The 24,161-nt window shown below is 72.3% G+C and carries 16 protein-coding genes; 8 read left to right on the top strand and 8 right to left on the bottom strand.

Annotation, left to right across the window (positions count from 1 at the left end; all coding sequences use genetic code 11):
• Positions 1-378: 378 nt before the first annotated feature.
• Complete coding sequence (locus tag O7609_RS21600; RefSeq protein ID WP_269735346.1) at positions 379-1,908, bottom strand: UDP-N-acetylglucosamine 1-carboxyvinyltransferase; 1,530 nt, start codon at positions 1,906-1,908, stop codon at positions 379-381.
• Between the two features lie 313 nt (positions 1,909-2,221).
• Here O7609_RS21600 and O7609_RS21605 point away from each other — a divergent pair, with 313 nt between their 5' ends.
• From O7609_RS21605 to O7609_RS21635, 7 genes are all read left to right on the top strand, one after another.
• On the top strand, positions 2,222-5,035 hold the full coding sequence (locus tag O7609_RS21605) for an aconitate hydratase (protein ID WP_269744078.1): 2,814 nt from the start codon (positions 2,222-2,224) through the stop codon (positions 5,033-5,035).
• A gap of 360 nt (positions 5,036-5,395) precedes the next feature.
• Entirely contained in the window at positions 5,396-6,814 is a 1,419-nt protein-coding gene (gene ngcE, locus O7609_RS21610) for an N-acetylglucosamine/diacetylchitobiose ABC transporter substrate-binding protein (RefSeq protein WP_269735344.1), read from the top strand.
• A gap of 294 nt (positions 6,815-7,108) precedes the next feature.
• Entirely contained in the window at positions 7,109-8,074 is a 966-nt protein-coding gene (locus tag O7609_RS21615) for a carbohydrate ABC transporter permease (protein ID WP_269737169.1), read from the top strand.
• A 22-nt stretch (positions 8,075-8,096) separates the two neighbouring features.
• Positions 8,097-9,026 carry a carbohydrate ABC transporter permease gene (locus tag O7609_RS21620; protein ID WP_269735343.1) on the top strand — a complete coding sequence of 310 codons (930 nt, stop codon included), beginning with the start codon at positions 8,097-8,099 and terminating at the stop codon, positions 9,024-9,026.
• 214 nt (positions 9,027-9,240) lie between these two features.
• Complete coding sequence (locus O7609_RS21625) at positions 9,241-10,437, top strand: ROK family transcriptional regulator (RefSeq protein WP_269735342.1); 1,197 nt, start codon at positions 9,241-9,243, stop codon at positions 10,435-10,437.
• Positions 10,438-10,809: 372 nt separating this feature from the next.
• A complete protein-coding gene (gene dxs / locus O7609_RS21630; protein WP_269737168.1) occupies positions 10,810-12,795 on the top strand; it encodes a 1-deoxy-D-xylulose-5-phosphate synthase in 1,986 nt (661 codons plus the stop codon).
• A 76-nt stretch (positions 12,796-12,871) separates the two neighbouring features.
• Complete coding sequence (locus O7609_RS21635; protein WP_269735341.1) at positions 12,872-14,485, top strand: ArnT family glycosyltransferase; 1,614 nt, start codon at positions 12,872-12,874, stop codon at positions 14,483-14,485.
• 19 nt (positions 14,486-14,504) lie between these two features.
• Here the strand turns inward: O7609_RS21635 and O7609_RS21640 are convergent, their stop codons facing one another.
• The 7 genes from O7609_RS21640 to O7609_RS21670 all read right to left on the bottom strand — a co-directional run bounded on the left by O7609_RS21640 (position 14,505) and on the right by O7609_RS21670 (position 22,985).
• Positions 14,505-14,888, bottom strand: coding sequence for an NTP pyrophosphohydrolase (locus O7609_RS21640; protein WP_269735340.1), 384 nt, complete (start codon positions 14,886-14,888; stop codon positions 14,505-14,507).
• 7 nt (positions 14,889-14,895) lie between these two features.
• Entirely contained in the window at positions 14,896-15,882 is a 987-nt protein-coding gene (galE, locus tag O7609_RS21645; protein WP_269735339.1) for a UDP-glucose 4-epimerase GalE, read from the bottom strand.
• A 264-nt stretch (positions 15,883-16,146) separates the two neighbouring features.
• Complete coding sequence (locus tag O7609_RS21650) at positions 16,147-18,270, bottom strand: 3-hydroxyacyl-CoA dehydrogenase NAD-binding domain-containing protein (RefSeq protein WP_269735338.1); 2,124 nt, start codon at positions 18,268-18,270, stop codon at positions 16,147-16,149.
• Complete coding sequence (locus tag O7609_RS21655; protein ID WP_269735337.1) at positions 18,267-19,487, bottom strand: thiolase family protein; 1,221 nt, start codon at positions 19,485-19,487, stop codon at positions 18,267-18,269. Before O7609_RS21655 ends, O7609_RS21650 begins: the two co-directional genes overlap by 4 nt.
• Positions 19,488-19,815: 328 nt before the next feature.
• Positions 19,816-21,084: a ribonuclease D gene (locus tag O7609_RS21660; RefSeq protein ID WP_269735336.1), complete on the bottom strand. Its 1,269-nt coding sequence runs from the start codon at positions 21,082-21,084 to the stop codon at positions 19,816-19,818.
• Between the two features lie 318 nt (positions 21,085-21,402).
• Entirely contained in the window at positions 21,403-22,065 is a 663-nt protein-coding gene (locus O7609_RS21665; protein ID WP_269735335.1) for a helix-turn-helix transcriptional regulator, read from the bottom strand.
• A 260-nt stretch (positions 22,066-22,325) separates the two neighbouring features.
• Positions 22,326-22,985, bottom strand: a complete 660-nt coding sequence (locus tag O7609_RS21670; protein ID WP_269735334.1) for a DUF3000 domain-containing protein — start codon at positions 22,983-22,985, stop codon at positions 22,326-22,328.
• A gap of 102 nt (positions 22,986-23,087) precedes the next feature.
• On the opposite strand from O7609_RS21670, the gene hemE reads away from it, so the two are divergent.
• A complete protein-coding gene (gene hemE / locus O7609_RS21675) occupies positions 23,088-24,152 on the top strand; it encodes a uroporphyrinogen decarboxylase (protein ID WP_269735333.1) in 1,065 nt (354 codons plus the stop codon).
• Positions 24,153-24,161: the final 9 nt, after the last annotated feature.

Consider the following 24,161-nt stretch of genomic DNA (forward strand, 5'->3'; position numbering starts at 1 on the left):
ACCCGAGGCGTTGCCCCCGGTGCAGGGGGGCGAGAAGCCTTCTGAAATCCCCCCTCGTGAGTTCGGACACTCGATGGCCAGGCCGCGAGGGCAGGTTGGTGTCCCCGTCTGGTCTCGGCCGGGGTGAGGTGGCCGAAGGCCTTGAGCTTGCGCGGGCGAAGCCGGTTGCGGAAGGTCTCGATGAAGCTGAAGAGCCCGTCGCGGGTGATCCGGTCGGGCCGGCTCCGGGCGCCGGCCTTCCCCTGGAGCGGAGCCCGTGGATCCTGGCCCGTAGCCCCCCCCGCAGGTCCGAGGAGCCGGAGAAGTCCAAAGACGCCGCCGGGCCCCTCCCCGATCCGCGGAGCAGCGGTCGGAGAGGGGCCCGGCGGCGTACGGGGGTCAGATGTCGCGGAAGGTCTCGATCTGGGCGCCGACGGAGTTGAGGCGGGCGGCGAGGTCCTCGTAGCCGCGGTTGATGACGTAGACGTTGCGCAGGACGGACGTGCCCTCGGCGGCCATCATGGCGAGGAGGACGACGACGGCGGGGCGCAGGGCGGGCGGGCACATCATCTCGGCGGCGCGCCAGCGGGTGGGGCCTTCGACGAGGAGCCGGTGGGGGTCGAGGAGCTGGAGCCGGCCGCCGAGGCGGCTGAGGTCGGTGAGGTAGATGGCCCGGTTGTCGTAGACCCAGTCGTGGATGAGGGTCGAGCCGTTCGCGCTGGCGGCGATGGCCGCGAAGAACGGCACGTTGTCGATGTTGAGGCCGGGGAACGGCATAGGGTGGATCTTGTCGATGGGCGCCTCCAGCTTGGAGGGGCGCACGGTGAGGTCCACCAGGCGGGTGCGGCCGTTGTCGGCCCGGTACTCGGGGCCGCGGTCGTGGTCGAGGCCCATCTCCTCCAGCACGGCCAGCTCGACGTCCAGGAACTCGGCCGGCACCCGGCGCACGGTCAGCTCGGAGCCGGTGACGACGGCGGCGGTGAGCAGGCTCATGGCCTCGACCGGGTCCTCGGAGGGGGAGTAGTCGACGTCGACGTCGATCTCGGGGACGCCGTGCACGGTGAGCGTGGTGGTGCCGACCCCCTCGACGGTGACGCCGAGCTGTTCCAGGAAGAAGCACAGGTCCTGGACCATGTAGTTGGACGAGGCGTTGCGGATGACCGTGGTGCCGTCGTGCCGGGCGGCGGCCAGCAGCGCGTTCTCGGTCACGGTGTCGCCGCGCTCGGTCAGGGTGATGGGGCGCTGCGGGGCGGCGGAGCGGTCGACGACGGCGTGGTACATGCCCTCGGTGGCGGTGATGGAGAGTCCGAACCGGCGCAGGGCCTGCATGTGCGGCTCGACGGAGCGGGTGCCGAGGTCGCAGCCGCCCGCGTAGGGGATGCGGAAGCGGTCCACGCGGTGCAGCAGGGGGCCGAGGAACATGATGATCGAGCGGGTGCGGCGGCCCGCCTCCTCGTCCATGGCGTCGAGGTCGAGCTCGGCCGGGGGCGCGATCTCCAGGTCGAGGCCCTCGTTGATCCACCGGGTGCGGACGCCGATCGAACCCAGGACCTCCAGCAGCCGGAAGACCTCCTCGATGCGCGCGACCCGCCGCAGGACGGTGCGGCCGGAGTTGAGCAGGGAGGCGCACAGGAGGGCGACGCAGGCGTTCTTGCTGGTCTTGACGTCGATCGCCCCGGACAGGCGGCGTCCGCCGACGACCCGCAGATGCATGGGGCCGGAGAAGCCGAGCGACACGATCTCGCTGTCGAGTGCCTCACCGATCCGGGCGATCATATCAAGGCTGATGTTCTGGTGCCCGCGCTCGATGCGGTTGACCGCGCTCTGGCTGGTGTGCAGGGCCTCCGCGAGATGCGCCTGGGACCAGCCGCGGTGCTGTCGGGCGTCCCTGATGAGCCGTCCGATCCGGACGAGGTAGTCATCGGTCATGCGTATGAGGTTATCTCATATATGAGATAAAGGCGCGCCGCGTGTGTCGCAAGAGTTCGTGTACCCGCGCCCGGCGCGGTGAATCGGGGTGACGGAAACGCGTGCGGCGCCGGGTCGGGCATGACCCGGCGCGGGGCGATGTACTAGAGTTATCTCGACATCGAGATATCTGACTGGGGATGCGTTGTCGTCAGTCTGCCGCCAGCTTGCTTAGGTCAACCTAAGTTAGGGGAGCCTCAGCGATCGGGCAAGGGCCCGGGCGCGGCAGCATTGCGGCGGTACCGCGCGAATTCATGCACTGAAGGAGACTGTCGTGTCGGCGAACACCTTCGACGCTCGCAGCACGCTGCAGGTGGGCGACGAGTCGTACGAGATCTTCCGGCTGGACAAGGTCGAGGGCTCCGCACGCCTTCCCTACAGCCTGAAGGTGCTGCTGGAGAACCTCCTGCGCACCGAGGACGGCGCGAACATCACCGCCGACCACATCCGGGCCCTGGGCGGCTGGGACTCCCAGGCCCAGCCGAGCCGGGAGATCCAGTTCACCCCGGCCCGCGTCATCATGCAGGACTTCACCGGCGTGCCCTGCGTCGTGGACCTCGCCACGATGCGTGAGGCCGTCAAGGAGCTGGGCGGCGACCCGGCGCGCATCAACCCGCTGGCCCCGGCCGAGCTGGTCATCGACCACTCGGTCATCGCCGACAAGTTCGGCACCCCCGACTCCTTCGTGCAGAACGTGGAGCTGGAGTACGGCCGCAACAAGGAGCGCTACCAGTTCCTGCGCTGGGGCCAGACCGCGTTCGACGAGTTCAAGGTCGTCCCGCCGGGCACCGGCATCGTCCACCAGGTGAACATCGAGCACCTGGCCCGCACCGTGATGGTGCGCAACGGCCAGGCCTACCCCGACACGCTGGTGGGCACCGACTCGCACACCACCATGGTCAACGGCCTGGGCGTGCTCGGCTGGGGCGTCGGCGGCATCGAGGCGGAGGCCGCCATGCTCGGCCAGCCGGTGTCGATGCTGATCCCGCGCGTGGTGGGCTTCAAGCTCACCGGCGAGCTGCCCACCGGCACCACCGCCACCGACCTGGTGCTCACCATCACCGAGATGCTCCGCGAGCACGGTGTCGTCGGCAAGTTCGTCGAGTTCTACGGCGAGGGCGTCGCCTCCATCCCGCTCGCCAACCGCGCCACCATCGGCAACATGTCGCCCGAGTTCGGCTCCACCGCGGCGATGTTCCCGATCGACGGTGAGACGATCAACTACCTGCGCCTGACCGGCCGGGACGAGCAGCAGCTCGCCCTCGTCGAGGCCTACGCCAAGGAGCAGGGCCTGTGGCTGGACCCGGCCGCCGAGCCGGACTTCTCCGAGAAGCTGGAGCTCGACCTCTCCACGGTCGTGCCGTCCATCGCCGGCCCCAAGCGCCCGCAGGACCGCATCGCGCTGTCCGGCGCCAAGCAGCAGTTCCGCGCCGACCTGCCGACGTACGCGAGCGGGGAGCCCGTCGCCAGCACCACCGCGGCCTCCCCGGTGGACGAGGCGAGCGACGAGTCGTTCCCGGCCAGCGACGCCCCGGCCTACGGCAGCGGGGAGAACGGCGCCGGCAAGCCGCAGCACACCGCCGCGGGCAACGCGGCGGGCCGCATCAGCAAGCCCGTCCAGGTCACCGGCGCCGACGGCGTCACCTACGAGCTGGACCACGGCGCCGTCACCGTCGCCGCCATCACCTCCTGCACCAACACCTCCAACCCCTCCGTCATGGTCGGCGCGGCGCTGCTGGCGAAGAAGGCGGTAGAGCGCGGTCTGACCCGCAAGCCGTGGGTGAAGACGACGCTGGCGCCCGGCTCCAAGGTCGTCATGGACTACTACGACCGCGCGGGCCTGACCCCGTACCTCGACAAGATGGGCTTCAACCTCGTCGGGTACGGCTGCACGACCTGCATCGGCAACTCGGGCCCGCTGCCCGAGGAGGTCTCGCAGGCCGTCAACGACAACGACCTCGCCGTCGTCTCGGTCCTCTCCGGCAACCGGAACTTCGAGGGCCGCATCAACCCCGACGTCAAGATGAACTACCTGGCGTCGCCCCCGCTGGTCGTGGCCTACGCCATCGCCGGTTCGATGGACATCGACATCACCACCGAGCCGCTGGCCACCGACGCCGAGGGCAAGCCGGTCTTCCTGAAGGACATCTGGCCCAGCGAGGCGGAGGTCGAGGAGGTCGTCGCCTCCGCGATCGGCCAGGAGATGTTCGGCCGCAGCTACTCCGACGTCTTCGCGGGCGACTCCCAGTGGCAGTCGCTGCCCGTCCCGACGGGGGACACCTTCGAGTGGGACGCCGAGTCCACCTACGTCCGCAAGCCCCCGTACTTCGAGGGCATGGGCATGGAGCCGGCCCCGGTCACCGACATCTCCGGCGCCCGGGTGCTCGCCAAGCTCGGTGACTCCGTCACCACCGACCACATCTCCCCGGCCGGTGCCATCAAGGCCGACACCCCGGCCGGGCAGTACCTCACCGAGCACGGTGTGGCGCGTCGCGACTTCAACAGCTACGGCTCGCGCCGCGGCAACCACGAGGTCATGATCCGCGGCACGTTCGCCAACATCCGCCTGCGCAACCAGATCGCGCCGGGCACCGAGGGCGGCTACACGCGCGACTTCACCCGGGCCGCCGAGGGTGACGGAGGGGCGCCGGTGTCGTTCATCTACGACGCCAGCCAGAACTACCAGGCCGCGGGCATCCCGCTCGTCGTCCTGGCGGGCAAGGAGTACGGCTCCGGCTCCTCGCGCGACTGGGCGGCCAAGGGCACCGCGCTGCTGGGCGTGCGCGCCGTCATCGCCGAGTCCTACGAGCGCATCCACCGCTCGAACCTCATCGGCATGGGCGTCCTGCCGCTCCAGTTCCCCGAGGGTCAGGGCGCCGAGTCCCTGGGCCTGACCGGTGAGGAGGCCTTCTCGATCTCCGGGATCACCGCGCTCAACGACGATGGCATCCCCGAGACGGTCAAGGTGACCACGGACAGCGGGGTCGAGTTCGACGCCAAGGTCCGCATCGACACCCCCGGCGAGGCGGACTACTACCGCAACGGCGGCATCATGCAGTACGTGCTGCGCTCGCTGATCCGCAAGTGACGCGAGTGATCCGCGCGTAGGGCACGTCCGGCGGCCGCCCCGGCGGTGCGCCGGCGTGTCCGGACGGCCACCCGGCGCCGCACCCCGCACCAGCGCGGGGTGCGGCGCCGTCGTCGTGTCACCGGGAGGTCTCGGGGTGAACAAGCCCCGGAGAAAGAAGCGGACAACTGTGCACTCGATCTTGCCCTGGCGGCGGCGAGTGGACTATACCTGTCGGCACCCGGACGTCCGAGCACCTCACGGCGCGCCCCGGTAGTACGACCCTGGCTTCGACCACCCCGCGGTGTAGGGCACTTCGCCGGTAGCGCTTCCGAGAGTCCGGTACACCGCCTGAGTCCTTAGGAAGGCGAGGACTTGAGCATGGGACCTACCGACGTCAATCGCAGAGACCTCATCAGGCGCGCCACCGCCCTCGGGCTGCTCGCCACCCCCGCGCTGGGCGCCCTCACCTCGTGCGCCTCCGGTGGGGGCAGTGACACCGAGAAGGTCGCCGACGGCAAGAAGACCGCCGACAACCCGCTGGGTGTCAACAAGGACGCCGGGCTGGAGGTCGTCATCTTCAACGGCGGCTACGGCGAGCAGTACGCCAAGGACGCCCACACCGTCTACGAGCGCAGCTACGGCAAGGTCAAGCACGACGCCACCCAGAAGATCCGCACCAAGCTCCAGCCGCGCATCATCAAGGGCGACCCGCCGGACGTCATCAACAACTCCGGCGCGGAGCAGATGGACATCGCCAGCCTCATCGCCGAGGGCCAGGCCGAGCCGCTGGACGCGCTGCTCGACGCGCCCACGCTCGACGACCCGGACAAGAAGGTGCGGGACGTCCTGTTGCCCGGCACCATCACCAAGGGCCAGTTCGGCGGCGAGGAGATGTACCAGCTCAACTACTCCTTCACCGTCTACGGCACCTGGTACTCGCAGACGCAGCTCGACCGGCTGGAGGTCGAGTACCCGAAGACGTGGGACCAGATGCTCGCGGTCTGCGCCAAGGCGAAGAAGGAGGGCATAGCCGGCTGGACGTACGCGGGCAAGCACCCCTACTACTTCGCCTTCACCATGTACCCGTTCATCGCCAAGATCGGCGGTGCGGACGTGCTGAAGAGCATCGACAACCTGGAGCCGAACGCCTGGAAGCACGACGCCGTCCGCAAGGCGTTCGAGGCCTACCACGAGCTGTACGCCAAGGGCTACATCCTGGAGGGCACGCCCGGCATCGACCACATCCAGTCCCAGACCCAGTGGAACAAGGGCAAGGCCCTCTTCATCCCCAACGGCTCCTGGGTGGAGAACGAGGCGAAGAAGACCACCCCGGCGGACTTCGAGATGAAGGTCGCCCCGCCCACCGGGCTCGACTCCTCCGACGCCATGCCGTTCGAGACGCTGTGGGCCGAGGCCAGCGAGCCGTTCATGGTCCCCTCCCGGGCCGCGAACGTCCCCGGCGGCATGGAGTGGCTGCGGATCATGCTGGGCAAGGAGTCCACCACCAACTTCACCAAGCTGGTCTCCGCCCTCACCTGCGTGCAGGGCGCGGCGGACGGCATGGACCTCCAGTCCGGCCTCGCCTCGGCGAGCCAGGCGCTCGCGGCAGCCGGGGACAACGTCGTCGCGCCGCGCATCCACGACTGGTACCTGGAACTGCACAAGGACAAGGTCGGCGGTGCCATCGCCGCCATGATGGCCGGCGACCTCACCCCGGCCGAGGCCGTCGACCGCTGCCAGAAGGCCGCCGACGAGACGGCGAAGGACGACTCCGTCAAGAAGTACACGCGAGCGTGATACGCCGGGGCGCGCCCCGGCCGACGGAGTGAGGACACGCCGGAGGGCGGCGCGTCAGGAAGCGGGAGGGTCATGCCGAACGAGGCCAGGGGCGCGACGGACCTGTCGGGCCCGCCCGGTGTGCCCGGCACACCGGGCGGGCCGGACGGGCCCGACGACGGGCCCGACGAGCTGGACGGGCCGCGCGAGCCCGACGGTCCGGACGGGCCGAAGGGCCCCCAGCCGCTCCGGGCCGGACGGAGCCCGGAACGGCTGCGGGCCGCGGACGTGCCGCTGTTCGTGGCGGCGTTCCTCCTGCCGCCCCGGCTCACGCCGACCCGGGTCAAGCACGACCGCCGCTACCGCACGATCGACCGCTACCGGTTCGTGTGCGGTTTCCTCGCGCTGCCGCTGCTGGTCTACACCGTCTTCGTCGTCTCGCCGTTCATCCAGGCGTTCTACTACTCGCTCACCGACTGGACGGGCTACAGCGCCGAGTTCACCTTCGTCGGCCTGGAGAACTACGAACGGCTGCTGGACGACTCCGACTTCTGGGACTCGCTGCTCAACAGCCTGACCCTGCTGGTCGTCGCGCCGGTGGCCACGCTCGCACTCGGTCTGTTCTTCGCCTACATGCTGCAGGCCGGGGGCAGGCGGGGCCGCGGCGAGGCCGTCTCCGGAGTGCGGGGCGCGGGCTTCTACAAGATCGTCTACTTCTTCCCGCAGGTCATCTCGGTGGCGATCATCGGTGTCGTCTGGGCCGCGGTGTACGACCCGATCACCGGGCCGCTGAACGAGTTCTTCCGCGCGGTGGGGCTCGACGGGCTCGCCCAGAACTGGCTGGCGGACCCGGACCTGGCCCTGTGGTCGGTCGTCTTCGTCCTGTGCTGGAGCTTCATCGGCTTCTACGTCGTGCTGTTCTCCGCCGCGATGGGCTCCATCCCCAGGGAGATCTACGAGGCGGCGCTGCTGGACGGTGCCGGGCGCACCGTCACGTTCTTCCGCGTGACGCTGCCCCTGATCCGCGACAGCGTGCAGACCGGGTGGATCTACATGGGCATCCAGGCGCTGGACGCGTTCGCCATCGTGCACATCATGACGATCAACAAGGGCGGGCCCGGCAACTCCACCCTGGTCACGCCGGTGTACCTGTACAAGAAGGCGTTCGACTCCGGGCAGGCCGGCTACGCCACCGCCGTCGGCGTCGTCCTGCTGCTGGTCACCATGGCCTTCGCGGGGATCATGATGCTGCTCGGCCGCCGTGAGCGGATCGAGTACTGAGACAAGCGGGGATGAGGTACCGATGAGCGCCATCCGCACCGACCGGCCCGCCGGGGACGACGCCCCGGCGGACACGCCGCCCGCCTCCGGCGGTCCGGCGCCCGGCGCCGACCGGAAGGCGAGGGACGGGGCGACGCTGAACGTCTTCTCCGGCGCCTTCCTGGTCCTGTGGGCCGTCATGGCCGCGGGGCCGCTGCTGTGGGTCATGGTCAACTCGCTGCGGGACTCGGCGAAGATCCAGGGGCAGCCCTTCGGCTGGCCCACCGACCTCAGCTTCGAGAACTTCGCCAACGCCTGGTCGGACGCGAACATCGGCCAGTTCACGCTGAACTCGGTCATCGTCCTGGCGGGTTCGCTGCCGGGCACGATGCTGCTGGGCTCCATGGCCGCCTACGTGATCGCCCGCTTCGGCTTCTTCGGCAACCGGGCCGTCTACCTGCTCTTCGCCGGCGGGATGATGTTCCCGATCATTCTCGCCGTCGTCCCGCTGTTCTTCGTCATGGACACCATGGGGCTGCTGGACACCCGGGCCGGCCTGATCCTGGTGTACATCGCCTACTCGTTGCCGTTCACGACGTTCTTCATGACGGCCTTCTTCCGGACGCTGCCCGGCAGTGTCGCCGAGGCGGCCATGATCGACGGCGCCTCGCACAGCCGTACGTTCTTCCAGATCATGCTGCCGATGGCCAAGCCCGGGCTGATCAGCATCGGGATCTTCAACTTCCTGGGCCAGTGGAACCAGTTCTTCCTGCCGCTCGCCCTGAACTCCGAGAGCCGGGACGAGGCCCTGCTCACCCAGGGGCTCGCGGAGCTCTCCGTCAGCCAGGGCTACGAGGGCGACTGGGGGGCGCTGTTCGCCGGACTGACGATCGCCATGCTGCCCATTCTCGTCGTGTACATGGTCTTCCAGCGGCAGGTGCAGGAGGGACTGACGGCGGGCGCGGTCAAGTAGCGCCCGCTGCCCGCCGCCGCGCGTCACGCCCGGTCACCGCCGCACTCCTGTCGGACACGCCACATCTGAGCGCACACCCCGCTCAAGGGGTTGACGTGGGTCGGCCGCACACGATCCCCTTAGAGTTCATGTGTTGGAGACGGGCGCGTCGGCATGACCGGGTGCCGCGGCGGCGTGCCGGGGGCGGCCCCGGCCAGGCGGGAGTGGAACAGTAGTGGAGACACCGGGGTCGCAGTCCTCGCTGCACCGCGCCAACCTCGAACGGGTGATCCGCGCCGTGCGCATGGCGGGGTCCCTGACCCAGGCCGAGATCGCCCGCACCACGGGTCTCTCCGCGGCCACGGTCTCCAACATCGTCAGGGAACTGAAGGACGGCGGCATCGTCGAGGTGACGCCGACCTCCGCCGGCGGCCGGCGGGCCCGCAGCGTCTCCCTGTCCGGGAGCGCCGGGATCGTCGTCGGCGTGGACTTCGGTCACTCCCACCTGCGGGTCGCCATCGGCAACCTCGCCCACAAGGTGCTCGTCGAGGACTCCGAGCCGATCGACGTGGACGCCTCCGCGGCCCAGGGGCTCGACCACGCGGAGGCCCTGGTGGGCCGCCTCCTCGCGCGGGCCGGCAGCAGCACCGGGAAGGTCATCGGTGTGGGGCTCGGCGTGCCCGGGCCGATCGACGTCGAAACCGGCGTGCTCGGCTCGACGGCGATCCTGCCCGGCTGGTCGGGCACGAATCCCAGGGACGACCTGGCCGCGCGGCTCGGCGTGCCCGTGCACGTGGACAACGACGCCAACCTCGGCGCGCTGGGCGAGCTGGTCTGGGGCGCCGGGCAGGGCGTGGCGGACCTGGCCTACATCAAGGTGGCCAGCGGCGTCGGCGCGGGCCTGGTCATCGGCGGCCGGGTCTACCGGGGCCCGGGCGGCACGGCCGGGGAGATCGGGCACATCACGCTCGACGAGTCGGGGCCGGTGTGCCGCTGCGGCAACCGCGGCTGCCTGGAGACGTTCACCGCCGCCCGGTACGTGCTGCCGCTGCTCACCCCCAGCCACGGCCCGGAGCTGACCATGCCGCGCGTGGTGAGCCTGGCCCGGGACGGGGACCCCGGCTGCCGCCGCGTCATCGGCGACATAGGGCGGTACATCGGCAGCGGCGTCGCCAACCTGACGAACCTCCTCAACCCGAGCCGCGTCGTGCTCGGCGGCGACCTGGCCGACGCCGGTGACCTGGTGCTCGATCCCATCCGGGACTCGGTCTCGCGGTACGCGATCCCGAGTGCCGCCAGCCGGCTGTCGGTGGTGCCCGGAACCCTCGGCGGCCGCGCCGAGGTCCTGGGCGCCCTCGCCCTCGTCCTGGGCGAGATGGGCGACGCGCCCCTGCTGCGGCCCCTGGACGAACCGGTGCCGGCCAGCGCCTGAGGGCCCGCGAGCGCCCGGGGCCCCGCGAGCGTCGGGGTCTCGACCGGCTCGCCGTTCACCTTGTTCAGGCGCATCCGCCTTCGGCCGCCCCGATCGATTCACTTCTTGACGGCTCCCTCCGGGGTGCCCGGCATATGCCGCGGAGCGGCGGCACACACCGATCGCGGTCCTCCAGGGTGGCTGCCCGGCGCGCGCGACGGGCTCCGCGGCGTGGGCCGGACACCGGCCGCAGACGCCCGCTTCGGCGCGCGTGGTTCTCCACACCCCCACCGCGCCGCAGGGGCGCGACGGTGCGCCGACTAGAATCGGGCGATCGGTGTTCAGGCCCACTAGCCCGACGTAGCTTGACAGCAAGGAGGCTCAGTGCCAAAGGTGCCGCGCGAACCGCGTCGACCCGGCGCACCAGGGAGCACACCCCCGACCGGCGGGCCGCTGCTGCCCAGGATCGGGGGCCCGCGTGACCTCGACGGACTCGCCCCGGAGGAGCTGGACGCGCTCGCCGCCGAGATCCGCACGTTCCTCGTCGAGTCCGTCGCCAAGACCGGAGGCCACCTCGGCCCGAACCTGGGCGTGGTGGAGCTGACCATCGCCCTGCACCGGGTCTTCGACTCCCCCCGCGACCGGGTGCTCTTCGACACCGGTCACCAGTCCTACGTCCACAAGCTGCTCACCGGGCGGCAGGACTTCTCCCGGCTGCGGGCCAAGGGCGGCCTCTCCGGCTACCCCTCGCAGGCCGAGTCCCCGCACGATGTCATCGAGAACAGTCACGCCTCCACCGTCCTCGGCTGGGCGGACGGCATCGCCAAGGCCAACGAGCTGCGCGGCACCGGCCACCACGTGGCCGCCGTCATCGGCGACGGCGCCCTCACGGGCGGCATGGCCTGGGAGGCGCTCAACAACATCGCCGCCGCCAAGGACCGCCCGCTCGTCATCGTCGTCAACGACAACGAGCGCTCCTACGCGCCCACCATCGGCGGTCTCGCGAGCCACCTCGCCACCCTGCGCACCACCGACGGTTACGAGCGCTTCCTCGCCCGGGGCAAGGAGATGCTCAACCGCACCCCCGTCGTCGGCAAGCCGCTGTACGAGACGCTGCACGGAGCGAAGAAGGGCCTGAAGGACGTCATCGCCCCCCAGGGCCTCTTCGAGGACCTCGGGCTCAAGTACCTCGGTCCGATCGACGGCCACGACCTCGAGGCCGTGGAGACGGCGCTGCTGAAGGCCAAACGGTTCGGCGGCCCGGTCATCGTCCACTGCCTGACGGAGAAGGGCCGCGGCTACCAGCCCGCGCGCCAGGACGAGGCCGACCAGTTCCACGCCGTCGGCGTCATCCACCCCGACACCGGGCTGCCCGTATCCGCCTCGGGAGCGGACTGGACGTCCGTCTTCGCCGACGAGATGGTCAAGCTCGGCCACGAGCGCTCGGACATCGTGGCCATCACCGCCGCGATGATGCGCCCGACCGGCCTGCACCGGTTCGCCGAGGCGTTCCCCGACCGGGTGTTCGACGTCGGCATCGCGGAGCAGCACGGTGCCGTCTCCGCCGCCGGGCTGGCCCACGGCGGGCTGCACCCCGTCTTCGCCGTCTACGCGACGTTCCTCAACCGGGCGTTCGACCAGGTGCTCATGGACGTGGCCCTGCACAAGCTGGGTGTCACCTTCGTCCTGGACCGGGCCGGCGTCACCGGCACGGACGGCGCCTCCCACAACGGCATGTGGGACATGTCCATCCTCCAGGTGGTGCCCGGTCTGCGGATCGCCGCGCCGCGGGACGCCGAACAGGTGCGCGCCCAGCTGCGCGAGGCCGTCGAGGTGAAGGACGCCCCGACCGTCGTGCGCTACTCCAAGGGCGCCGTCGGGCCCGCCGTCCCCGCGGTCGGCACGGTCGGCGGCATGGACCTGCTGCGCGAGGCGGACACCGACGCCCCCGACGTGCTGCTGGTCTCGGTCGGCGCGCTTGCCCCCATGTGCCTGGAGACCGCCGGGCTGCTGGACCGTCAGGGCATCTCGGCCACCGTCGTCGACCCCCGCTGGGTCAAGCCTGTGGACGAGGCGCTCGCACCGCTCGCCGCACGGCACCGCGTCGTCGTCACCGTCGAGGACAACTCCCGCTCGGGCGGCGTCGGCTCGGCCGTCGCCCAGGCGCTCCGCGACGCGGGCGTGGACGTCCCCCTGCGGGACTTCGGCATCCCACCGCGCTTCCTCGACCACGCCTCCCGCAAGGAGGTGCTCGCCGACATCGGCCTGACGGCTCCCGACATCGCCCGTCAGGTCACCGGCCTCGTCGCCACGCTGGACGGCCGGTACGAGGACGACGAGCCCGCGGCCGACCGCGAACGCGAGCCCGCCACGGACTGACGCCGGGCCGACGCGCCGTCCCCGGCCCCCCACACCGCCTGCGGGCGTTGGCGGGGGGCCGGATAGGTTGTAGCGCATGCCCACCGCCCAGCCGCCGGGGCCGCCCCGCAGCACGCGTACCGTCGAGCCGCCCGGCGCGCTGCGGGCGCCCCGCCCCCGGCAGCCCGAGCCGGACGGCCCCCTCGCCGCCACCCGGTCCGCCGCCCCACGACTGGCGCCCGCACCGGCGATCGCACCGGCGTCCGCGCGCGCCCCCGAACGGCGGTTCTGGCTCCCGCTGGTGCCCGTGCTGCTCGTGCTCGCGTCGGTCACCCGGCTGCCGTCCTTCCAGCGCCCGGTGTGGAACCCGGACGAGGGGTTCGTGGCGACCCAGGCCCGCATGCTCGCCGCCGGGGGCACGCTCTACGACACCGTGGTGGACCGCAAGCCGCCGCTGCTTCCCTGGCTCTACCAGGGCACCTTCGCGCTGTTCGGCGACGAGTCCCTGTGGCCGCTGCGGGTGCTGGCCATCCTCGCCGTCGCGGCGACCGCCGTCTGCGTCGCCGGGCTCGCCCGCGGCCGGTGGGGGCCGCGCGCGGGCGGGGCGGCCGGGGTGCTGTGCGTCCTCGCCTCGGTGGCGCTGAACCCGGAGGACACCCAGGCGGCCACCTTCGAGGTCTTCATGCTGCCGTTCACCGCAGCCGCCCTGTGGGCGGCCGACCGGCGCCGGTGGGCTCTGGCCGGGCTGGCCGTGGCCGGGGCCGTCCTGGTCAAACAGACGGGCGGGGCGGTGCTGCTGCCGGTGCTCTATCTCGCCTGGAGCTCGGCGGACCGCGGCCGGGACCGTCGCGGCGCCCTCGTGCGGACGTTCGGGGGCCTGCTGCTGCCGCTGTTGACCGTGGCGCTGTGCAACGGGGTGTACCGGACCGTCTTCTGGACGGTCACCGGTTCCGGCTCCTACGCCAGCTTCACCGGCTCCGAACTGCACGTCCTGGGGCGCGGCCTGGCCAACACCGGGCTCTTCGCCGCCGGGGCGGCCGGGCTGGTGCTGCCGGTGGCCGTTGTGCTGCGCCGCCGCCTGGCCCACCGTCAGGTGCTCACCACCGACCTGTGGCTGTGGCTTGCCGCCTCGGTCGTCGGTGTCCTCACCGGCTTCCACTTCTTCGGCCACTACTACCTCCAGCTCGTGCCCCCGCTCGCGGTGCTCGCCGCGGGCGCCCTGGGCCTGCTGACCGCCGACTGGCTGCGGCTCACCGCCGTCGTCTCGGCCATGCTGTGCACCGTCTTCGTGGCCTGGGGGAGCCACGCGGGACGGGCGGAGTTCGATCACGTGCGCCGGGTGGCGGACGCGGTGCGGGCCCGCACCGTGCCGCAGGACGAGGTGCTGGTGTGGGGCATGCACCCGGAGACGTACTGGATGGCGGACCGCATGCCCGCCTCCCGCTATCTGACGGCCGGGCTGCTCACCAACTACAGCGGCGGACGCAACGGCCCGCGGGTCGGCCAGGAGTACGGGATGAGCGGCTCCTGGCCCACGCTGATGCGGGAGCTGAACGAGGACCCGCCGGCGCTCATCGTGGACGACTCCCGCGGCAAGCCGTACCGGCCCGCCCGGATGCCGCACCTGCGGCAGTTCCTCGACGCCCACTACGAGCCGGTGGCCGAGGTGGACGGTGCGGTGTTCTACGGCAGAGCGGCACGGGAGCGCTGAGCCCGCACCGGGCGGGTCGTCAGGGGCGCACCGCCCGGGGGCCGACGGTCTCCGCGCCCCGGTCGGTGACGCGGCGGCGCAGCTCGCGGTCGGCCGTCACCACGACACAGCGGCGCCCGGCGCCCTCGTCGGCGACGAGCGCGACCATCGCGTCGTCCCCGCTGCCCGCCGCCGCGACGACGCGGACCCCGGCCACGGACTCCACGCCGCGGGCCGCGCCCTCGACGACGAGCACCAGCTCCAGCGGAGCCGGCACCCCCGCGACCGGGCCGTCCGCCACCGCGGCGGCCAGCCGGTCGCGCAGCCGCTCGGCGGCGCCGCGGCGGTCGCGCCACCAGCCGTCGGGCACGGACCCGACGACGTTGGCGGCGTCGACGATCACCAGGGGGATCGGGGAGGCCATCGGCGGCCTATCGGGCCGCCTCGGGGTGGTGCAGGCACCAGCCCTCCCAGGCCGAGGTGACCATGTCCCGCACGTCGTGCCGGGCCCGCCAGTCCAGCAGTTCGGCGGCGCGGTCGGCGGAGGCGACGATGCGCGGCGGGTCGCCCGGGCGCCGCGGGGCGATCTCCGGGGTGAAGGTGCGGCCGGTCACCTCCGCGATGAGGTCGACCATCTCCCGCACCGAGGCGCCCTCGCCCCGGCCGATGTTGACGGTGACGTCGTCGCCCGCCTTCGTCTGCCCGGAGGCCAGCGCACGGGCCGCGGCCAGGTGCGCGTCGGCGAGGTCGGCGACGTGGATGTAGTCCCGCACGCAGGTGCCGTCGGGGGTGGGGTAGTCGTCGCCGAAGATCTGCGGCGCGCTGCCCTCGGTGAGCTTCTCGAAGACCATGGGAACGAGGTTGAACACCCCGGTGTCGGCGAGCTGCGGCGTGGCCGCCCCGGCGACGTTGAAGTAGCGCAGGCACGCCGTGCGCAGCCCGTGGGCCCGGCCCGTGGCGCGCACGAGCCACTCGCCGGCGAGCTTGGTCTCGCCGTAGGGGCTCATCGGCGCGCAGGGGGTGTCCTCGGTGACCAGCGCGACGTCGGGCATGCCGTAGACGGCGGCGGAGGAGGAGAACACGAACCGCTCCACCCCGCCGGCCACCGCGGCCTCCAGCAGCACCTGCAGCCCGTGCACGTTCTCCCGGTAGTAGCGCAGCGGCACGGCGACGGACTCGCCGACCTGCTTCTTCGCCGCGAGGTGCACGATGCCGGTGACGGCGTGCTCGGCGATCGTCCGGTCCAGCAGCGTGCGGTCGAGGGTGGAACCGACCACCAGCGGGACGCCCTCCGGCACCCGCTCCCGGACCCCGGTCGACAGGTCGTCCAGGACGACGACCCGCTCACCGGCCTGCGCCATGGTGTGGACGACGTGCGCTCCGATGTACCCGGCCCCGCCGGTGATGAGATACGTCATCCCGGCATTCTAGGCAGCTCCCGGAAGCGGCCTTTGAGGTGGTCGGACGCCCGGTCGGACGCCTGAGCGGGGCCGGTGGGAGGCCCGTTCGGACACCCGTCGCACGCCTGGCCGGGCGGCGGCCCGCACCGGCGCCGCACCTCGTGAGGGCTCGGGAAGCGCCGGACGCACGGCGGCGGGAACGCGGACGGCGCCCGTCCCGCGGGAACCGCGGGACGGGCGCCGTGGGGCGGGGCCGTGGCCTGCGCACGGCCCCGCCGGGTGTCACTGCGGGACGCTGGCCACGCCGGGGGCGTGGAACGTCGCGCCGCGCACACGCTCGCTGACGCCGGCCCGGTCCAGGTACGGCGTGATGCCGCCCAGGTGGAAGGGCCAGCCGGCGCCGGTGATCAGGCACAGGTCGACGTCCTGGGCCTCGGCCACCACGCCCTCCTTGAGCATGATGTCGATCTCCTCGGCGATGGCGTCCAGCGCCCGGTCGCGCACCTGCTCCTCGGTGAGGACGGTGTCGCCGGTCTCGAAGAGCTCGGCCACCTCGGGGTCGAGGTCCGTCGTGCCGGGCCGGTACAGCCCGCGCTTGCCGGCCTTGACGATCCGGTCCAGGTTCTCCGAGACGGCGAACCGGTCCGGGAACGCGGCGTGCAGGGTGCCCGCGACGTGGTGCGCCACGGCGGGGCCGACCAGCTCCAGCAGGACGATCGGCGACATCGGCAGGCCCAGCGGGGCCAGCGCGCGGTCGGCGACCTCCACCGGCGTGCCCTCGTCGATCGCGCCGAGCACCGAGCCCATGAAGCGGGTCAGGATGCGGTTGACGACGAACGCGGGCGCGTCCTTGACCAGCACGGCGGTCTTCTTGAGCTGCTTGGCCACGGTGAACGCGGTGGCCAGCGAGGCGTCGTCGGTCTGCTCGGCCCGGACGATCTCCAACAGCGGGAGGACCGCGACGGGGTTGAAGAAGTGGAAGCCGACCACGCGCTCGGGGTGCTTGAGCTTGGAGGCCATCTCCGTCACCGACAGGGACGAGGTGTTGGTGGCCAGGATGGCGTGTTCCGGCACCACGGCCTCGACCTCGGCGAAGACCTTCTGCTTGACGCCCATCTCCTCGAAGACGGCCTCGATGACGAAGTCCGCGTCGCCGAAGGCGGCCGCCTTGTCCAGGGAACCGGTGACCAGCGCCTTGAGGCGGTTGGCCTTGTCCTGGTTCACCCGGCCCTTGAGGAGGAGCTTGTCGATCTCCTCGTGGACGTAACCGACGCCCTTGTCCACACGCTCCTGGTCGATGTCGGTCAGGACGACCGGCACCTCCAGGCGGCGGGCGAACAGCAGCGCGAGCTGCGAGGCCATCAGACCCGCGCCCACGACGCCGACCTTGGTCACCGGGCGGGCCAGCGACTTGTCGGGCGCACCGGCGGGGCGCTTGGCGCGCTTCTGCACCAGGTTGAAGGAGTAGATGCCGCTGCGCAGCTCGCCGCCCATGATGAGGTCGGCCAGGGCCGCGTCCTCGGCGTCGAAACCGGCCTGGCGGTCGCCGTCCTTGGCGGCGGCGATGATGTCCAGCGCCCGGTAGGCGGCCGGAGCGGCGCCGTGCACCTTGGAGTCGGCGAACGCGCGGCCGGCGGCCACGGCCTGGTCCCAGGCTTCGCCGCGGTCGATCTCGGCCCGCTCGACGGTCAGTTCGCCGGAGAGGACGGCGGCCGTCCAGTGCAGCGACTGCTCCAGGAAGTCGGCGCCCTCGAAGATGGCGTCGGCGATGCCCAGCTCGTGCACCTGGGCGCCGCGCAGCTGCTTGTTCTGGTTGAGCGAGTTCTCGATGACGACCTTGACCGCGCGCTCGGGACCGATCAGGTTCGGCAGCAGGACGCAGCCGCCCCAGCCGGGGACGAGGCCGAGGAAGACCTCGGGCAGCGAGAACGCGGGGACGGCCTTCGAGACCGTGCGGTAGGTGCAGTGCAGGCCGACCTCGACGCCGCCGCCCATCGCGGCGCCGTTGTAGTAGGCGAACGAGGGCACGCCCAGGTCGGACAGCCGCTTGAAGACCTCGTGCCCGCCCCTGCCGATGGCCTCGGCGTCGGTGCGCTCCTTGAGCACCTCCACGCCCTTGAGGTCGGCGCCGACGGCGAAGATGAACGGCTTGCCGGTCAGGCCCACGCCGACGATGTCGCCCTGGGCGGCCTCCGCCCGCACCTGGTCGATCGCGGCGTCCAGGTTGGCCAGCGACTGCGGGCCGAAGGTGGTCGGCTTGGTGTGGTCGAAGCCGTTGTCCAGCGTGATGAGTGCGAACCGGCCGGCACCGCCGGGCAGGTCCAGGTGGCGCACGTGCGCCTGGGTCACGACCTCGTCGGGGAAGACGTCCGCCGCGCCCTTGAGCAGCTCCTGCGTGGTGGTCACTTGCCAGCCCCTTCGAAGTGCGGGTTCTCCCAGATCACGGTGCCGCCCATGCCGAAGCCGACGCACATGGTCGTCAGGCCGTAGCGGACGTGCGGCTGCTCCTCGAACTGGCGGGCCAGCTGGGTCATCAGCCGGACGCCGGAGGAGGCCAGCGGGTGGCCGAAGGCGATCGCGCCACCGTACTGGTTGACGCGCGGGTCGTCGTCGGCGATGCCGAAGTGGTCCAGGAAGGCCAGGACCTGGACGGCGAAGGCCTCGTTGACCTCGAACAGGCCGATGTCACCGATGGACAGCCCCGCCTGGGCGAGGGCGCGCTCGGTGGACGGCACCGGGCCGATGCCCATGACCTCGGGCTCCACACCGGCGAAGGAGTAGGAGACCAGGCGCATCTTGACCGGCAGGCCCAGCTCGCGGGCCACGTCCTCGGCGGCGATCAGCGAGGCGGTGGCGCCGTCGTTGAGGCCGGCGGCGTTGCCCGGAGTGACCCGGCCGTGGGCGCGGAAGGGGGTCTTGAGACCGGCGAGGCTCTCCAGGGTGGTGCCCGGGCGCATCGGCTCGTCCGCGGTGGCCAGGCCCCAGCCCGTCTCACCGCCCTCCGGGCTGGTGCGGCGGATGGCGATCGGCACCAGGTCGGACTGGATGCTGCCGTTGGCGTAGGCCTTGGCCGCCTTCTCCTGGCTGGCCACGGCGAAGGCGTCCGCGCGGCCCTTGGTCAGGTGCGGGTAGCGGTCGTGCAGGTTCTCCGCCGTCATGCCCATGAACATCGCCGACTGGTCGACGAGCTTCTCGGAGACGAAGCGCGGGTTCGGGTCGACGCCCTCGCCCATCGGGTGGCGGCCCATGTGCTCGACGCCACCGGCGACGGCGATGTCGTAGGCGCCGAAGGCGACGGAGCCGGCGGTGGTGGTGACGGCGGTCATCGCACCGGCGCACATCCGGTCGATGGAGTAGCCGGGGACGGTCTGCGGGAGGCCCGCGAGGATTCCGGCGGTGCGGCCCAGGGTCAGGCCCTGGTCACCGATCTGGGTGGTCGCGGCGAGGGCCACCTCGTCGATGCGCTCCGGGGGCAGGTCCGGGTTGCGGCGCAGCAGCTCACGGATGCACTTGACGACCAGGTCGTCGGCGCGCGTCTCGTGGTAGATGCCCTTCGGTCCCGCCTTGCCGAACGGGGTGCGGACGCCGTCGACGAAGACGACGTCCCTAGCGGTACGAGGCACGTTGGCTCTCCTCCTGCAGGGTGCGGCCGGGGTTGTCCGGGGGTCGTACCCCGGGGGGTGCCGCCGCCGCGCGGCGCGCTTCCCGCGCCCCATGCTACTAGTCGGTAACCGGCAGGCAAGGGGGTGCCCTGCCCGTGCGTTGCGGTTCCGGTCACACCGGGCACGCCGCCCGCCCCGTGGGGGCGCGGGAGCGTGCCCGGTGTGACCAACGACGCACCCGCGGGCCGCGAGGTGCGGACCGGGGCAGCTCCTGTCCGGTGCCGGAGCTGCGCCGGCCTGCCCCGCGCCGGCGCGCAGATCTCCCCAGCGCGCGGGAGGGGTGCGGGGGTCAGGCGTCGGCGGAGGCCGACAGTGCCGCGGTCAGGAGAGGCAGGGTCTGTTCGATCTGCCAGGGCCGGGCCCCGTGTCCGCGCAGCGCGGCGGCGATGGCCTCGGGTCCCCGGTCGGCGGGCGGTTCCCAGCACAGCCGCCGGACGGTGTCCGGGGTGATCAGGTTCTCCTGGGGGAGGTTCAGCCGCTCCGCGTGGGCGGTCACCGCGGCCCGGGCGGCGGCGAGCCGGGCGGCGGCGGCCGGGTCCTTGTCGGCCCAGGCCCGCGGCGGAGGCGGACCGCTCGGGGTCTGGCCGGGCTGCGGCAGCGCCGAATCGGGCAGGGCGCGGGCGCGGTCCACGGCGCTCTGCCAGTGCTGGAGCTGCTTGCGGCCGGTGCGGTTCCCGAACCCCGAAAGCCGTGCCAGGGCCTCCACGGTCTCCGGCACGGCGAGCGCGGCCTCCACGATGGCCGCGTCCGGCAGCACCTTGCCCGGCGAGACGTCCCGACGGCGGGCCACCCGGTCCCGCGCCTGCCACAGCTCCCGGACGACGGCGAGCTGGCGTCGTCTGCGCACCTTGTGCATGCCCGAGGTGCGGCGCCAGGGGTCCTTGCGGGGTGGCGGCGGGGGAGCGGAGGCGATGGCGTCGAACTCCTGGCGGGCCCACTCCAGCTTGCCCTGCCGGTCCAGCTCCTTCTCCAGGGCGTCGCGCAGCTCGACGAGCAGCTCCACGTCGAGCGCCGCGTAGCGCAGCCACGGCTCGGGCAGCGGGCGGGTGGACCAGTCGACGGCGGAGTGCCCCTTCTCCAGGGTGTAGCCGAGGACGCTCTCGACCATGGCGCCCAGCCCGACGCGGGGGAAACCGGCGAGCCGGCCCGCCAGCTCGGTGTCGAAGAGGGTACGGGGGAGCATGCCTATTTCCCGCAGGCAGGGCAGATCCTGGGTGGCGGCGTGCAGCACCCACTCGATGCCGTCCAGTGCCTCGGCCAGGGCCGACAGGTCCGGGCACGCGACCGGGTCCACCAGTGCCGTCCCGGCCCCGGCCCGGCGCAGCTGGATGAGGTAGGCGCGCTGCCCGTAGCGGTAGCCCGAGGCCCGCTCGGCGTCGACGGCGACGGGCCCGCTGCCCGCCGTGAAGGCGGAGACCACCACCGCGAGCGCGTCCGCGTCCGCGGTGACCGGTGGGATGCCGTCCCCGGGTTCCAGTAGCGGCACCGGGGCCGGTGCGGAGTCCTGGGAGGGGGGCTGAGCTGCGCTGCCTGCTGCGGTCTCCTGTGCGTCGGTCACGTGACAAGGGTATCCGTGACGCCGTTCTTGGCTCGGTTCGCCTCCGGGCGCTCTCGCCCGGTGTCGACGCTCTCCCCCGGCCAACGGCCCCAGTTCACGTTGGGAGGTGCCCCCAGGAGCTCGCTCTGTGGCTCACTCGCCTGGTCGGAGGTGCACGGGGCGGTCCTTCGGCAGGCTCGTGTGCCCGGGGCGCACGAGCCGCGCCCTGCGGCTCACCCGCCCGGACGCACACGCGCCGCGCCCGCCGGGCGGAACGTTCCGCCGGCGGGCGCGGGGTGGGTGTCGCGGTGCGGCGGCGGTCCGCTCGCCCCGCTCGGGTCAGTGGATGATGCCCGTGCGCAGGGCGACGGCGACCATGCCCGCCCGGTCGCCGGTGCCGAGCTTGCGCGCGATGCGGGCCAGGTGGCTCTTCACGGTGAGCGCGGACAGGCCCATCGAGACGCCGATGGCCTTGTTCGACTGGCCCTCCGCCACCAGCCGCAGCACCTCCACCTCGCGGCCGGAGAGCTCGCGCTGCCCGCCGCCCGAGCCGGGGGTGCCGTGCGGGCGCCGGTGCAGTCGGGCCGCGGCGGCCCCGATGGCGGCGGCGCCGGGCCGGGTGTGCATGTTGAGGTTGTTGCGCGTGCCGGTGACGACGTAGCCCTTCACGCCGCCGGCGAGCGCGTTGCGGACGGCCCCGATGTCGTCGGCGGCCGAGAGCGCCAGCCCGTTGGGCCAGCCCGCTGCGCGGGTCTCGGAGAGCAGGGACAGGCCGGAGCCGTCGGGCAGGTGGACCTCCGCCACGCAGATGTCCCGGGGGTTGCTGACGCGGGGGCGGGCCTCGGCGACGGACGACGCCTCGATCACGTCCCGCACCCCGAGGGCCCACAGGTGGCGGGTGACGGTGGAGCGTACGCGGGGGTCGGCCACGACGACCATGGCCGTGGGCTTGTTCGGGCGGTAGGCGACCAGGCTGGTGGGGTGGTCGAGGAGAACAGACACCGAGCCTCCTGGGGAGTGGAGTGTGACGGCAGCCGACTCGAAGCGGTAAGCCGGGGGGCGATCCCTGGGGAAGGGTCATGAAGTGCTTCGGCAGTCGGCCCGGTCTCCTTGAGGGAAAGATCACGAACGAGTGAGTATAAATCGCTCAATTCGGACATGGGGTCGAGTGGCTGACGGCGGCTCGGCGGCCTGTTCTCGCAGGTCGAGCCGGGGTGGGGCGCGTCAGGGGAGGCCCTGCCCCCGCCCGGCCTCGGGGCGCCCTACCGCGACCGCGGTCCGCGGCGCTGGGGGAGCGAGACGACCCCCGGGGCGCCCGGTGGCTGGGGCGCCTCCGCGTCCTCCGCCTCCTCCGGCGGCAGGCCCGCGCACTGGCACAACAGGTCGCACCAGGCCTGCAGATGGGCCGCCACGTCGGGAACTCCCAGCGGGGCCAGCGGAGTCCAGGACGCGCGCAGTTCGATCTCGGCCTCCGGCGGACGTCCGGCGAGCTCGCCGAAGTAGCACGAGCCGGCGCGCGTCACCGTGCCTCCCGGCTGCCGCACCGGCAGACCCCGGGCCTCCAGAGCCCCAATCAGCCAGGACCACGTCACCTCGGGCAGCAGCGGGTCGGCGGCCATCTCCGACTCCAGCTCGGCCCGCGTCAGCGTCACCACCCGGAAGGTGCCCTGCCACCCCTCCTGCCCGCCCGGATCGTGCAGCAGGACGAACCGGCCGTCCGCCAGCTCCTCGCCGTCCACGATCACCGACGCCCCCAGGGCGTGCGCGTGGGGCGCCAGCCTCCGTGGGGCCGGCAGGGGTTCGAGCCGCACGGCCTGCCGAACGCGGGCCCCCGTGAGAGCGGCGGCGACCCGCTGGAAGACCGCCGATCCCGAATCGCCGTCGTCCGGCCCCTCCACCTGGTGTTCTCTCGCCGCAGCCATGGCCCGAAGATTAGGCGCAGAGTGACCGGGAGCCGCGTAGGGACACCCGGTGGTTTACGGCCAAGTCCGACCGTGGGCGTAGCCCGTGGGAGACTGCCCGGTGTGAGTTCCGTTGACCGCCCGCAGGGCCCGCCGACCAAGACGTACGACTCCGCGTTCCTCAGGGCCTGCCGCCGTGAGCCCGTGCCGCACACGCCGGTGTGGTTCATGCGGCAGGCGGGGCGCTCGCTGCCCGAGTACCGCAGGGTCCGTGAGGGCATCGCGATGCTCGACTCGTGCATGCGGCCCGACCTGGTCACCGAGATCACCCTCCAGCCGGTCCGCCGCCACCGGGTGGACGCCGCCATCTTCTTCAGCGACATCGTCGTGCCGCTCAAGGCGATCGGCGTCGACCTCGACATCAAGCCCGGCGTCGGCCCCGTCGTCGCCCGCCCGATCCGCAGCCGCGCCGACCTCGGCCAGCTGCGCCCCCTGGAGCCCGGCGACGTCACCTACGTCACCGAGGCCGTGGGCATGCTCACCGAGGAGCTGGGCGCCACGCCGCTGATCGGTTTCGCGGGTGCGCCGTTCACGCTGGCCAGCTACCTCGTCGAGGGCGGGCCCTCGCGGAACCACGAGCACACCAAGGCGCTCATGTACGGCGACCCCGAGCTGTGGGCCGAGCTGCTGGACCGGCTCGCCGGCATCACCTCCGCCTTCCTGCGCGTCCAGCTCGACGCGGGCGCGAGTGCCGTGCAGCTCTTCGACTCCTGGGCCGGTGCCCTGGCCCCGGCCGACTACCGCAGCCGGGTCATGCCCGCCTCGGCCAAGGTCTTCGACGCCGTCTCCGGCTACGGCGTCCCGCGCATCCACTTCGGCGTCGGGACCGGGGAACTGCTCGGGCTCATGGGCGAGGCCGGGGCTGACGTCGTCGGAGCCGACTGGCGGGTGCCGTTGGACGAGGCCGCGCGCCGGATCGGCCCCGGCAGGGCCGTCCAGGGCAACCTCGACCCGGCCGTGCTCTTCGCCCCGCGCGAAGCCGTCGAGACGCAGGCGCAGGCGGTGCTCGACGCGGCCCGCGAGCTGCCCGGCCACGTCTTCAACCTCGGCCACGGCGTGCTCCCGGACACCGACCCGGACGCGCTGACCCGGCTCGTTTCCTACGTGCACGAGCACACCGCGCGCTGACGGGAGGGC

This window comes from Streptomyces sp. WMMC1477, assembly GCF_027460245.1.
In the GTDB taxonomy this organism is placed as follows: Bacteria; Actinomycetota; Actinomycetes; order Streptomycetales; family Streptomycetaceae; genus Streptomyces.

Coding starts and splice junctions, on each gene's coding strand:
- O7609_RS21600 (WP_269735346.1), bottom strand. CDS start 1,908: ATGACCGATGACTACCTCGTCCGGATCGGACGGCTCATCAGGGACGCC.
- ngcE (WP_269735344.1), top strand. CDS start 5,396: ATGGGACCTACCGACGTCAATCGCAGAGACCTCATCAGGCGCGCCACC.
- O7609_RS21620 (WP_269735343.1), top strand. CDS start 8,097: ATGAGCGCCATCCGCACCGACCGGCCCGCCGGGGACGACGCCCCGGCG.
- O7609_RS21635 (WP_269735341.1), top strand. CDS start 12,872: ATGCCCACCGCCCAGCCGCCGGGGCCGCCCCGCAGCACGCGTACCGTC.
- O7609_RS21640 (WP_269735340.1), bottom strand. CDS start 14,888: ATGGCCTCCCCGATCCCCCTGGTGATCGTCGACGCCGCCAACGTCGTC.
- galE (WP_269735339.1), bottom strand. CDS start 15,882: ATGACGTATCTCATCACCGGCGGGGCCGGGTACATCGGAGCGCACGTC.
- O7609_RS21670 (WP_269735334.1), bottom strand. CDS start 22,985: ATGGCTGCGGCGAGAGAACACCAGGTGGAGGGGCCGGACGACGGCGAT.